8 protein-coding genes and 1 CRISPR repeat array are annotated in these 13,254 nt (G+C 51.0%); all 8 genes read left to right on the top strand.

The features are described from left to right. Positions 1-4 precede the first annotated feature (4 nt). The 8 genes from csx2 (at position 5) to HP555_RS12310 (ending at position 13,246) form a co-directional block, all read left to right on the top strand. The gene (gene csx2, locus HP555_RS12275) at positions 5-1,324 is read left to right on the top strand and encodes a TIGR02221 family CRISPR-associated protein (protein ID WP_199262870.1); all 1,320 of its coding nucleotides are present in this window, start codon (positions 5-7) and stop codon (positions 1,322-1,324) included. 44 nt (positions 1,325-1,368) lie between these two features. After that, the gene (cas10, locus tag HP555_RS12280; RefSeq protein WP_199262871.1) at positions 1,369-3,903 is read left to right on the top strand and encodes a type III-A CRISPR-associated protein Cas10/Csm1; all 2,535 of its coding nucleotides are present in this window, start codon (positions 1,369-1,371) and stop codon (positions 3,901-3,903) included. Beyond that, complete coding sequence (gene csm2 / locus HP555_RS12285) at positions 3,900-4,298, top strand: type III-A CRISPR-associated protein Csm2 (protein ID WP_199262872.1); 399 nt, start codon at positions 3,900-3,902, stop codon at positions 4,296-4,298. The genes cas10 and csm2 overlap by 4 nt, the downstream gene beginning before the upstream one ends. Positions 4,299-4,309: 11 nt before the next feature. Then, entirely contained in the window at positions 4,310-5,113 is an 804-nt protein-coding gene (gene csm3, locus HP555_RS12290) for a type III-A CRISPR-associated RAMP protein Csm3 (protein ID WP_199262873.1), read from the top strand. Continuing rightward, on the top strand, positions 5,110-6,126 hold the full coding sequence (gene csm4, locus HP555_RS12295; protein WP_199262874.1) for a type III-A CRISPR-associated RAMP protein Csm4: 1,017 nt from the start codon (positions 5,110-5,112) through the stop codon (positions 6,124-6,126). Before csm3 ends, csm4 begins: the two co-directional genes overlap by 4 nt. Next, positions 6,123-7,817 carry a type III-A CRISPR-associated RAMP protein Csm5 gene (gene csm5, locus HP555_RS12300; RefSeq protein ID WP_199262875.1) on the top strand — a complete coding sequence of 565 codons (1,695 nt, stop codon included), beginning with the start codon at positions 6,123-6,125 and terminating at the stop codon, positions 7,815-7,817. Before csm4 ends, csm5 begins: the two co-directional genes overlap by 4 nt. Before the next feature lie 309 nt (positions 7,818-8,126). Further along, positions 8,127-9,986: a CRISPR direct-repeat array (repeat unit 36 nt; unit sequence GTTGGAAGGAATGCCCCGATCAGAGGGGATTAAGAC). A 184-nt stretch (positions 9,987-10,170) separates the two neighbouring features. After that, positions 10,171-11,595, top strand: a complete 1,425-nt coding sequence (locus tag HP555_RS12305; RefSeq protein ID WP_199262876.1) for a tetratricopeptide repeat protein — start codon at positions 10,171-10,173, stop codon at positions 11,593-11,595. A 40-nt stretch (positions 11,596-11,635) separates the two neighbouring features. Beyond that, positions 11,636-13,246 carry a CRISPR-associated primase-polymerase type A1 gene (locus HP555_RS12310; protein ID WP_199262877.1) on the top strand — a complete coding sequence of 537 codons (1,611 nt, stop codon included), beginning with the start codon at positions 11,636-11,638 and terminating at the stop codon, positions 13,244-13,246. Positions 13,247-13,254 lie beyond the last annotated feature (8 nt).

Raw genomic sequence — 13,254 nt, forward strand, 5'->3', positions numbered from 1 at the left:
ATGTATGGCAAAAATATTTGTAAGTTTTCTGGGCATAGGCAACTACAGTAAAAAACCAGGTTACGAAACTGCCACCTACTTCTGGCCAGAAAAAGGAAACACAGAAATAACCGTTCGATTTGTGCAAACTGCAATTCTTACAGTTCTTGAACAGGAGAGTCCTGTTGATACGTTCCTTCTCCTGTGCACCGAAGATTCAAAAGAGAAGCATCTGCATCTGCTGCAAAAAGAGCTTCAGGAACATCTGCCCACCGGCCCCATGCCCACTGTTCCACAACAGCTGGTCCCCACGGATATGCAACCAGCCAACCAGTGGAAATGGTTTGAGCAGTTGCTTGAACGTATTCAGCCCGGTGACCGCCTGACCATTGACTTTACCCATGGCATGCGGGCGATACCGATTGTCTTTTCCAGTGCCATCGGCTTTCTGCAACGGGCTAAAGGGGTGCAGTTGGAGCATGCACTCTACGGGTGGTACGATCCGGCCAAAAAAGACGAACCACATCCCATCGTTGATATGCGTGACTTCTATATAATCAACGACTGGACCGAAGCCGTGGCCAGGCTTGCCGACGATGCCGATGCCAGGAAGCTGGGCGAACTGGCAAAGACCACCCGGATCGACACCCTGCGACCGCTGGCCGATCCTTCCCTGATCAGTGCGTTTACAGAGATGACCGACTGTATCCGTAATGTGGATGTGAACAACATCAGCAACAAGGTGGGTGGCGCCCTGAACAAGGTCGAACAGGCAAGAAAAGGGGCCACAGGTTCTGCACAGGTGATGCTCGACCTGGTGCGTGATAAGTTCACAGGCCTGGCCTCAAATCATCCGGCCAGCGGCAGATACGACCTCCCCTATTTCCAGACGCAGCTGGAAATCATCAGCCTGTTGCTCGAACACCGCCTGTTCATGCAGGCCTTCACAGCCATGCGTGAGTTTGTGGGATCAATCGGTATGGCTGGGTTGACAGGAAAATATGCCAACAAAAAGATGTCAAGTTCCGACGGGAGAAGATACAGAAGAAGGTTTGCCGAGGTCTTTGTCAACATGATGCAGGTACCTCAAGAAAAATGGAAATTTTTCAATAAAAACGAAACAGATAAAGAAACCCTCATGCCCTGGTACGAAAAACTGCAAAATACCGGTGTGGAACAGCAGCTCAGGAGTTTTGTCAAAGACTTAGTGGACACACGAAACGGTTTTGACCACGCTTGGACATCCAAGGCAGAAGCATATGGTACAGTTGAACAGGATGGGCGGCGCTATTTTGAAAAGTTAAAAAACATTCTTGAACAATTAAAAGAGAAAGGATGGATATAATGGCTTTCCCCAGATGAAGGGCCACCGAAGAAGAGGAGACATATATGGATAAAGAGTTACTTCAGGCAATTTCCTTAGCCGGAATGTTGCATGATATCGGTAAATTCGCCGAACGTGCTGACGCTGTCGAATCCGGCGACCAAGACATGATTCGACAAGAATATCGGTATAGTCACGCTTTTCATACCGAACAGGCGTTAAAACTGCTTTTCCCTGAAGAGCAGTTGAACAAGAGCTTTGGTGATCTGACCGAATGTACGGTAATGAATCTGGCCGCCCGTCACCATAAGCCCCGCAACGTCTTTGAGCTGATGATTACCGAATCAGACCGCATTGCAGCCGGACATGAACGTGCAAAAGGTGACGCAGATTCCGACTATGATACCGGCGGTCGAGAACGCAAAAGTAAAACTCCCATGCTCAGCATCATGGCCAGAATTCGTCTGAAAAAACACGCTGACGAGCAAGGAAGTTCCGATGACTGGCGCTACCGGATAAATAACGAGGGCCTGGCATACTCATCTGATGAGTACCACCGTCTTTTTCCGGTATCATCACAAACGTATAAAGCCGAGCAGGTCCGCCGCGACTATCAGGCTCATTGGCAGGCATTTCGTCGAACTATCGCTGACAACAGCATCGGGCTTGATCTCTTTGGCCATGCCGATACCATTATTGACGTCTGCCGAGCGCATCTCTGGTGTCTTCCTGCATCAACGAGAAAGGAAGAGATGCCCGATGTCTCACTGTACGACCATCAGAAAGCCACCGCCGCCCTGGCTGCATCGATGTACTGGTATCACGCCGAACACTCGACCTTGCAGGAATCGGCAATCACGAATCGTCAACAAACCAAATTTCTCCTTTTTTGTGGAGATATCAGCGGTATTCAACAGTTTATCTATAAACTCTCTTCAAAAGGTGCATACAAGACCCTGAAAGGACGATCTTTCTTTGTTCAATTCCTCTCAGAACTGCTGGCTGACAGGTTCATTCAAACACTGGGATTAACCAAGGCGAATATCCTCTATTCAAGCGGCGGTAAGTTTTATCTTCTCCTGCCAAACACAGAAGGAGTCCAGACACTGCTTTCCGACCTGCAGGAAGAAGTAAACACCGAGCTGTTGAAAAAATTTTCAGGGGATCTTTATGTACGTTTCAGTCGTATTTCTCTTTCCGGTGACGATCTCACCCGGCAAAGCGGCAGAACACTCTGCCAGATATGGGATGAGTTGACAAGACGTCTGGTTGCCGAAGACACCCAACGATACGCTGCAACGGTTTCTAAAGATTACGCTATCCTTTTTGGCACCGGCAGCGGCGATCAACAGAGCTGTGTTGTCTGCCATCGGTCAACAACAAAAGACAACGACACCTGCCCCACCTGCCGTGATATGAAAACACTAGGCACCTCGTTGCCACGTTCGACCTGCATAGTTGTTACCACTGAACCACTGGCAACAGTTTCCCGCCCCAATTTTAAACTCTTCAACCGCTTCGTCTATCTCTCAGAAAAAATACCTGCTGACCTACGCTCAGGAAAGGCTCGGCTGTATGCCCTCAACAATGCAGATTTTTCAACCCTGGCACTTGACTGTGCCACACGAGGAGAACTCATCGACTGCACGCCTTTTCTGGCAGGCTCCATGCATACCTTTGCAGACACCTTTGATGAAATAGCCGATCAGGCTCAGGGGGTAAAACGTCTTGGTATCCTGCGCATGGATGTTGATTCCCTCGGCAAAATTTTCAGTGAAGGACTCCAGAACTACAGTCACGAAACAATTCACGATAAACGGTTTCACTCCCTTGGCAGAATCACAACTTTGAGCTGGCAACTCACGCTGTTTTTCAGCGGTATACTCCCACAGCTCATTGCCGAAAATGCTGAGTGGCGCGATCGGGTAACTGTGGTGTACTCCGGTGGTGACGACCTTTTCCTCATCGGTGCATGGGATGCACTCCCAGAAATTGCCCTTACAATTCAGCAACGTTTTGCTGCATTTACCTGTAACAATCCGTCCTGTACGCTGTCCGGTGGACTGGTAATTACTCCCGGTAAATTTCCAATCTACAAAAGCGCTGATATGGCTGGCGAGGCTGAACATCGGGCCAAAAAACACGAAACTACTTTTAAAAATGGTCGCCTGACAGATAAGGCATCGATAACATTTCTGGAAACTCCCATGCACTGGCAAGAGTTTGAAATACTCAGCCGGCTGTATACCAAAGTGCTGATCATAGCACAAAATCCGCAACACGCTTCATTGGTACGACGTCTACGCGATATCGCCGCCTCTTGGCGGGAAAGCTGCGCCTATCTGCAGCAGCAAGACCGTCTTTCCATAGACGCAATCAAAAATCAGTTACAGGCAGAAAAGTGGCGTTGGCGCATGGTATACACCCTGGCTCGTTACGCTGCAGGAAAACCATCCTTATCGCAGACTATTCAGGAACTACAGCAGTTTATCACATCAGAAGTGGGCACAACAGATCGTCAGGGTATCGAACTCCTTGGCGTGCTGGCACGATGGTGTGAGTTAAGACTTCGTAATGAAAAAATAAAGGAGACAGTATGAACCAACAAAACGTAAGGCAATGGGTGAACCATGGGCCTGACCTCGGACTACTGAAGATGACCGAACAACTCGGTAGCGAATTAGCTAAAGGATCAGGTGGTAAACTGACCACATCGCAGATACGGCAAGTCTTTACAAAACTAAAAGCTATAGAGGCAAAGGGATTTGACCTGTCTGAGCAGCGGCTGGCATTTATGATGCTCAAGCCTTTTCTTGCCTATGCCTCGGGCCGAGACAGTAGAAACGAAGCCCTAAAAACCTTCAAAAACACAATGACATGGGGCATTGATGCCGTCCTTGAAGGGGACAGCGAAACTGAAACACAACGGTTTAACCACTTCTGTAAACTGTTCGAGGCCGTACTGGCATACCACAGAGCCCATGGCGGAAAATAAAGGAGCACACAATGAGCGAAACACGATTACAGTTAACAAAAAAAATATTCATCAAAGGCCAGATTGAACTTCTCACCGGTATGCACATTGGCGGTTCCTCACTGGGGCTGTCGATCGGCGGTGCTGATAAAGTTGTGGTGCGAAACCCCTTAACAAACCTTCCCTATATTCCTGGTTCCTCACTCAAGGGGAAGATGCGCTCTTTACTGGAAAAAAGTCACGGCCTGATTGTTCCCAAACAAAATGATAATAAGGAGTGGGTGGGTAAACTCTGCGAAAATCCGGACGAAGATATCGTCCAGCTTTTCGGCTTTGCTGCAGACGTTGCAAAAAGTCGTGCAACTTACGCCCCCACCCGCTTAACCGTCCGCGACTGTATCCTCGTCAACATCGATGAGCTCGCCGAATCGGACCACACCGACATGTACTGCACAGAGGTCAAAACCGAAGTTTCCATCGACAGGCTGACCTCAGCGGCTAATCCGCGTAACTTTGAAAGGGTACCGGCAGGTGCCAGATTCAAGCTCGACCTGGTGCTCGATATCTATAATGTCGATGAAGATACCGACGATACCGATGCAACAAATGGTGATCCCCGCGCCAGACGTTTTGTCAAGCTGCTTCGAGAGGGGTTGCAACTTATTGAAGACGACTATCTCGGTGGTCAGGGAAGCCGCGGTTACGGGCAGGTTCGTTTTGTCATTGACTCCGTCAGTAAGCGCACCGCTGAAGACTACCGTAACGACAACATGGAAAAAACACCATCACAATACAAAGGCCTCTTCTCACCATTTACTCGCGAGGGTAGCCAATGAACCAAGTCTATCACCTGAACTTCACCACACCGGTGCACTTCGGGCTTGAAGGGATAGGCCAGGAACAGATTGATCATATTGTCCATTCCGACACCCTGTGGGGAGCAATCATTGATAAGTGGCTGCTCCTCCATGCGGATGATCCTGAAGAAGTATGCACATCCACCTCGTTTAACGTAAGTTCAACCTTTCCGCTCATCAACGGTACCCGTTTTTATCCGGTACCTCTGGGCGCTCTGAACAAGGTAATGGACGATGTTGCCCTCCTGGATGCTGGCATCAGCCCCCTTGAGCTCAAGGATATTAAAAAAATCCGCTACATCGAAGAAAACCTTTTTAAACGGATCCTGGCCGGAGAAGAACCGATACTAGCAGACCTGACCTCCGGCTCGGTCTATCCCTTTCCTTTTTCAACAAAAAAAGAGCAAAATCCAACCAGATGCTTTGCGCTTGAGATACAGCGTCCCCGGGTTATGGTAGATCAGCTAAACGGCGGTGTGCAGGCTGGAGCCTTTTTTTACAGCACAGACCAGTACTTCAACCAAAACTCAGGGCTGTTCTTTGTAGCCTCCTTTACCTCCCGGGCAGTTCGCGACAAATTTGAAGCTGCCCTGCGATTGCTGGGCGATGACGGCTTAGGGGCAGATCGCAGTGTTGGCCGGGGAACCTTTACCTTCACCGTATCGAACTGGCCCCTTACAACAGCGGACAATGCTGATGCGCATGTACTGCTCTCACTCTACTTCCCCACCGCCGAAGAGGTGAAAGACGGTGTGCTGTCCAGCCCGATAAGTGCCTACAAGCTTACCCGCCGCAGCGGCCACACCGGTGGTCATCGCGTCAGTCGATTTCGCCGTGCTGACTGCTGGATGCTGACCGAGGGTTCTGTACTTCCTTTTGCACCAGCAGGTCATGTCCCTTGCGTGTTGCCACAATCGGGAATAATCCCGCACAATGTCTACCGGTATGGACGGGCCTTTTGTGTGCCCTTTGTGCGCAGGAGGAAACAATGAAACAGGACCGATCAATACGTGAAACCTATCAACTCAACGTGCAGCTATTAACACCCGTGCATATTGGTTGCGGGAAGAACTACGTTCAAGATATCGATTACATTAAAAGCGGTCAGAAAGTATCTGTTTTCGATCAGAATAAACTGTTCGCAGAGGTTGCCGCCCTTGGGGAAACCGCTGTAAATGAGTTCACAGCTGCTGTAGAGGAGCAGCAAGTACACTCCTTTCTTAGAGAGAAAAAAATCAACCTGAACTCAATCACACTCTACTCCTTTTCCTGGTCAACAGAAAACAGGCTGGCCAGGATGCCAAGGGACATCAGGCGGTATATACGTGATGGTCTGGGTCGCCCGCTTATCCCCGGCTCTTCACTCAAGGGGCTGTTTCGTTCCGCTATTCTCTCTCGTCTGAATGAGGAAAATAAAAATCGAGAGGTAAAAAAACTGGTTGAGAAGATTAAAGTATCGTCTCAGAGCAAAAAACGATCAGACCTCAACCCCAAATATGCAGCTGATCCTGTACTACATGCCCTTCTTGGCAAAGATGCAAAATACAACCTCATGCGTTCACTCACTGTTTCCGACTGTGTGTTACCATCAAACGCCGTGCAGGTGGATGAGGCTTACGTAACGAGCTTAGAAACAGGTGCAACACGTTTTAAACGAAAAAAATGGAGCATGCTTATCGAACAGGTACGCCCGGGTGAATGTGCCATCGGTCAAATTTCTTTTGACCGGTTTTTGCAGGAACAGGCACAGGGTAAAGCAGTGTTCAACTTTCAAACTACCCTTAACCGTGACTGGCTGGTACAGGCTCTTCGGCAAAGAACCAGCAGATTTCTCGATGCTGAGCGTAAGTTTCTCCACGACAAGAATGGCGATGGTGTTAAGCAGTTGCAACAGTTTTACAACCAACTACAACGACAGATTGAACAACTAAAAGACAATGAAGCTATTGCTCAGTTTGCCTGGGGCAGCGGCTGGCAGGGAATGACCGGTGCATTACTGGCACCGGATGACCTGACCAGAGATGTGCGCACCGCGCTGCAATTGGCAAAACACCGTCTGAACTTTCCGTTTCCCAAAAGCCGAAGACTGAGCGGTGGTGATGAAGCAGCAAAGCCGATCGGGTGGGTCAAGCTCTCATTTATAAGCTCGGAGAACAATGATCCTCCGCAAGAAGAAGATCCAACCGCCACCGTTCGGAAATCTCTTGAAAAAATGAACATCATTCAAAACTGGGATCAGTTGAAAAGAGCTGCATCTGACTTGAATAAAGAAAACAACGAAAAGGAAGATGCCGTTGCCAAAGCTTTTAAGGAAGCTGCTTTACGAGTAAAAGCCAACTACCCTGACAAATGGACACCAGAGCGGGATAGTCAGGTCAAAGCCTGGCTTGCGCCCGCCGGCCTGACCTGGACAGACTCCACCACTGCCGATCCTGTAGAGGAAGAGCCTTCCGGCAGCCCCAACAGGATCACAGAGGCTGCCTTTAAAGACTATGGCGACTGGTTAAACCGTCACCAGGACTTTCAAATAAACGAACTGAACCAGGCAGAAGCAACAGCACTGCTCACTCTGTTTAAAGACTGGAATCTTGATAACAACAAGTCGTGGAGAAAAACACCGGCCAAAAAAGAGTGGTGGCAAGAGGTAAGAAAGAGGATACAACAGCTGAAGAAAACCGGCTGATCTCTTTAACCAGATGCGGTCCAGGGGCTGTTTCTGACGATCCCCCCTGGACCAACCGCACAACCACCTTGTGTAATGGTATGGTTTATCAGGATAAACTGCGATAGGATGGCACAAACAGACCACCTGTACAGACCGATTGGGGGACCACCACATGCCCGCACTCAAAGTTTCTATGATATTTCAAAATGTTACGATGATTTTCTCACTGTTTTATCACCGTTGCAAAACCCCGGACCCTCTTTTTAGGGGACATGCCCGAATTTGGCCGTGGGACCTGTTGATATCATGATCAAATTCAGGGTAAGAGTTGGAAGGAATGCCCCGATCAGAGGGGATTAAGACGGAAGGCTGTCCAGGGCTGGAGCCTCTTTTTAAGCTGTTGGAAGGAATGCCCCGATCAGAGGGGATTAAGACGATCAAAATTCATTGCGTTGAGCTGCGATGTGTTCAGTTGGAAGGAATGCCCCGATCAGAGGGGATTAAGACTCTCAGATAAGACAGCTGAGAAGAGACGTTTCTATGTTGGAAGGAATGCCCCGATCAGAGGGGATTAAGACTGACCGTTGAGCTGACTGTAATTAATTTCAAAATTCAGTTGGAAGGAATGCCCCGATCAGAGGGGATTAAGACTAGGTAAACAATTTTAGCGTCAGTAATGTAAACCTGGTTGGAAGGAATGCCCCGATCAGAGGGGATTAAGACACTGAGATTATTCTTAACCTCAATAACGCCGTCTTCGGTTGGAAGGAATGCCCCGATCAGAGGGGATTAAGACTTGCCGTCGGTTGTAATTGTGGTTGCGAATCCGTTCGTTGGAAGGAATGCCCCGATCAGAGGGGATTAAGACCCCTTCACAGATCTCTGGCGTTTGACCAATACCTGTGTTGGAAGGAATGCCCCGATCAGAGGGGATTAAGACCAGCTGTATCAGCGTGACCGATACAGCTACTTGGGATAGTTGGAAGGAATGCCCCGATCAGAGGGGATTAAGACATAACAAACCGCCACGTGGGGTACCGTCACCACGTGTTGGAAGGAATGCCCCGATCAGAGGGGATTAAGACACTTCGGCCCCTGCTGCAATCATAATCTCTCGAACGTGCGTTGGAAGGAATGCCCCGATCAGAGGGGATTAAGACTGGATTAACTTTCCGCTGGCAATGGCTTCTTTTAATGGTTGGAAGGAATGCCCCGATCAGAGGGGATTAAGACTTTTTGCAAATATTGAATTAGTATGACAGATACAACTGTTGGAAGGAATGCCCCGATCAGAGGGGATTAAGACGGTTTGTCCGCGGACTTACCGGAAGTTTCATTTGTTACGTTGGAAGGAATGCCCCGATCAGAGGGGATTAAGACTTGCGGACCGACCCGTGTCTGGATCGCGGCTGATGGGTTGGAAGGAATGCCCCGATCAGAGGGGATTAAGACCGGCAACCGTCTCCGTTTCATGATGTACATTAGTCGTTGGAAGGAATGCCCCGATCAGAGGGGATTAAGACCAATAGTTCTTGCAGTCGAGCGAAGGATTCCGAACGTTGGAAGGAATGCCCCGATCAGAGGGGATTAAGACCATTTGCTGTTTTGCCTCCTTGAAAAAGGGTTAATTGGGTTGGAAGGAATGCCCCGATCAGAGGGGATTAAGACTGAATTTTGTAGAATCTCTACATCCCCGCCTATATGAGTTGGAAGGAATGCCCCGATCAGAGGGGATTAAGACACTGTCTCGTGAGACAGTGGATGCTCCTGTGGGTTAGAGTTGGAAGGAATGCCCCGATTAGAGGGGATTAAGACATATTATCAATTCTATAAGATTATCAAATGATCTTGCGTTGGAAGGAATGCCCCGATTAGAGGGGATTAAGACGTGGCTGGGGCGGCCTTAATGATTTGTCGTGCCCTAGGTTGGAAGGAATGCCCCGATCAGAGGGGATTAAGACTTAAATTTTGCCCTGCAATCGATCAGGCCTTTTTGCAAGTTGGAAGGAATGCCCCGATCGGAGGGGATTAAGACTCGGCAATATACCGTTCGTTTCTCGAACCATTAGAATTAAACGTTGGAAGGAATGCCCCGATCAGAGGGGATTAAGACATGTAGCGGTAAGCGGTAAACATGAGTCCGATACCGATGTTGGAACAATTGCCCCGACCAGAGGGGATTGACTCTTTTTTCCACTTCTGCAACAGGTAACCGGTGCCGGTACATTATCATCCTGTACCAGCTGGTTGACGTCCCTTGGCAACCCTACTGTGCTTTTTTAGTCTTTTTTAACCTCCCTGCCGAAAAATCGCTTTTCTGCCCGTATTTCAAAATAAAGCCGCCGAACAGTCATCTACCTGCGGAGGTGTTATGGAAAATACAGCCAGAAAAATCGATACCCATGAACAGGCCAAAGTTGTCGGCCACATTCAACTCGACACCATCAAAACGACACAGGTGCCCCTTCCGGCTCAGACCGATACGTCGCCGACCGCCGGATCGTTTCTGACCCAGTGGACCAGCACTGCTGATGATGCCGATACCCTGCGCCGCGAACACCAGCGGGTGGTAACGGAAATTTCACTGTTACAGGCCGAAAATCGGTGGCAGGCCATTGTTGACCTCTTTCATCCGGTGGATGATAAGGTGCCGGAGCTTGTTGCTGCCGGGATGGAGACGGAAATCCGCAGCAAGGTGGCCTTTGCCCTTACGCGTCTGCAGCGCAATGACGAGGCCATACAGACATTGCAGCAGGCAATCAAACAGGAGCCGAACAGTGCGCTGCTCCACTACAACCTGGGCTATGCCGCCCTGAACGAACTGTTCACCGCCAAAACCGAGCGCCGCATTATTCCGGGCAAACGTAAAAAAGAGCTGATCGAACTGGCGCACACCAACTTTGCCACCGCACGTGCCCTGCGCCCGCAGTCGGTCACCTTCTGTTACCGGCAGGCCATCTTGTGTAAAGAGATCGAAGGCAAACCAAAGACAGCCATCCCTCTTTTTGAACAGGCCATAACCAACTGGGAACAGTACAGCACTGATGAACAGCAGCGCCTGCATCAGCAACGGCCCAAATATGTAAAAAGCCTCTACCATCTGGCCTCCTGCCTGCTTGAAGAAGGCAAGGCCGATCGCAGCCTGCAGTTGCTGAACCAGGTGGAGCGCGAAGATCAGGGACGAAACTTTTTGCATCCCCTGTTTCGTCACTTTGCCTTTGGCAAGGTGCTGTACGCCCTGAACCGGCATAAAGAGGCTCTGGATCACCTGGAAACCGCCGGTCAGATGGCGGATCGCCATCAGCCGACCGATTTTGTGTGGGAGCTGGCGGCCCGGTGTGCGCTGCGTTTGCAGCAGGTTGACAAGGCTGCTGCCTGCATCAACAGGGTACCGGTACAGCGAAGACGGCCCTATGTGCGCTGGACCGAGGCCGACGTGCTTGCCACCCTTGGCAAGACAGCTGAAGCAATGCAGGTGCTGCAGCAGTGCAGCGAACGGGACAGACGCTCGCGGCATGTTGCGCTTATCCGGCTGAGTCGGCTGCACCTGAATATGCACCAGTACCAGCAGGGGCTGGATGCTGCTGAGCAGGCTGTGCGGTTTTGCGAAGAGACCTACGGTAACCCGTCGAAAGAGGCCCAATTCTGGCAGGCGGCCGGTCTGCATCTGCTGGGGAAGAACACAGCGGCACTGCAGATTCTGTGTATGCTGGAAGAGGGACGGTTTCAGTACCCGCATTTTCGGCGGCTCACCGACCTGGTTCGGGCCGCGATATCCACCGCTCCCAGGGCGTAACCGCCGAAAGACATCATCGACCATAGAGAGAGGAAAGGCCATGAATCAGCAGTTGGTTGTTCAGGAGATACACAGTACAGCTGCCGCAAACCACCGGCTGCTGCTTGACCGCATCGGCAAGGCCGGCTTTGATGAGGCAGGGAGGGAATTTGTTGTCCGGGCCTTTGCCGGTGGGGTGTTCTGGGCGGCATGTTCTGCACAGGAGTGCATGGAGCTTGCGATTGTGGCGCAGCAGCATGGCCTGTTTGCCGAGGCCCTGACTGTGTTTCAGTGGCTTAATCAGCAGCAGCCGCAGTTTGCCCGGGGTTGGCAGGCGCATATCGAACTTCTTGACACCCTGGGCAGATCCTCCGAGGCAGCACAGGCAAAGGCGCAGGCACAGCGCTTTGTACCGGTAGACACCGTGGCCTCATGGCAATCCGGTGGCACGACGGTTCCGGCACAGACAGAGGCTGACCGCTTTTTAGACCCCTTTATCGCGTTGCGACGCCAGGAAGAGGATCTGCAAACCTATATGACCCTGTTCCGCGGCCGGGAAGAGGCCTTTGCCCGTCAGTGGGCCGACCGCAATGAAGAAAAGCAGGGGTATGTGCCGGTACAACGGCAGTTACTGCCGGAAGATGTGTGGGACCATATTCAGGGCCGCAAAACTTACGGCATCTATCTGCTGACCAGACCCAGCCGGGTGTGGATCGGGGTGATTGATGTTGACCTGGTGCCACAGCTGCGCGACCGGCAGACGGTACTTGCCCGCAAGGCCGATATCCGGCGGGAATCGGTGTACCTGTACACCCGGCTGCTTGAAAAGGCAACCCATGCCGGGCTGACCTGCATTCCGGAAATAAGCGGCGGCAAGGGGTATCATTTCTGGTTTCCCCTGGCCGGGTCCATACCGGCTGCTGATATGCGCAGAGCTCTGAACGCCCTGATCGGGAACCTGGCAGCAGACCTGCGTTGTTTTGCCCTGGAGATCTTCCCCAAACAGGATCATCTCACCGGCAGGGGATACGGCAACCTGGTGAAACTGCCACTGGGCATCCACCGCGGTACCGGCAGAAAATCCTCTTTTGTCGGTCCCGGTGGACAGACGGTTGCAGAGCAGTTAAGCTGGCTGCGCACTCAACAGCCGGCAGCGCCTGAGCACATGCTGCAGCTGGCCAGAGAACAGCAGAATGCCAAGGTGATGGTTCATCCGCGACAGGCCGCCTGGGCTGCCGAGTATCCGGAGCTGGCCGAACTGGAGCTGCACTGTCCGCTGCTTGGGCAGCTGATGGCCATGGCCCGTGCCGGCAAGGCGCTTTCCATCCGGGAAGAGAAGGTGCTTTTTGCAACCATCGGGCATCTGGAACGGGGACGGCTGCTGCTGCACAGTCTGTTTGCAAAGATGCCGGAGTACAACCGGCCGCTGCTTGACTACAAGATCTCCAAGATCCGGGGAACACCACTGGGATGCAAACGTATTCACAAGATACTGGATCAGCCCGATGCGCATGATCTTCCCTGTCGGTTTGATCAGGGTGGATATCCACACCCTCTTCTGCATCTCAAAAGGTATGCACAACCATCGGCAAAACAGGAAAAGGTGATCAACCTGCAGGATGCGCTGCTCTCATTGAAAACCGCCATCGTCCAGATCGAACGTTTTTTATAGGCAGGCAA

Source organism: Desulfobulbus oligotrophicus, from assembly GCF_016446285.1.
GTDB classification, from domain to species: Bacteria; Desulfobacterota; Desulfobulbia; order Desulfobulbales; family Desulfobulbaceae; genus Desulfobulbus; species Desulfobulbus oligotrophicus.

Coding starts and splice junctions, on each gene's coding strand:
- csm5 (WP_199262875.1), top strand. CDS start 6,123: ATGAAACAGGACCGATCAATACGTGAAACCTATCAACTCAACGTGCAG.
- csm2 (WP_199262872.1), top strand. CDS start 3,900: ATGAACCAACAAAACGTAAGGCAATGGGTGAACCATGGGCCTGACCTC.
- HP555_RS12305 (WP_199262876.1), top strand. CDS start 10,171: ATGGAAAATACAGCCAGAAAAATCGATACCCATGAACAGGCCAAAGTT.
- csx2 (WP_199262870.1), top strand. CDS start 5: ATGGCAAAAATATTTGTAAGTTTTCTGGGCATAGGCAACTACAGTAAA.
- csm3 (WP_199262873.1), top strand. CDS start 4,310: ATGAGCGAAACACGATTACAGTTAACAAAAAAAATATTCATCAAAGGC.
- HP555_RS12310 (WP_199262877.1), top strand. CDS start 11,636: ATGAATCAGCAGTTGGTTGTTCAGGAGATACACAGTACAGCTGCCGCA.
- cas10 (WP_199262871.1), top strand. CDS start 1,369: ATGGATAAAGAGTTACTTCAGGCAATTTCCTTAGCCGGAATGTTGCAT.
- csm4 (WP_199262874.1), top strand. CDS start 5,110: ATGAACCAAGTCTATCACCTGAACTTCACCACACCGGTGCACTTCGGG.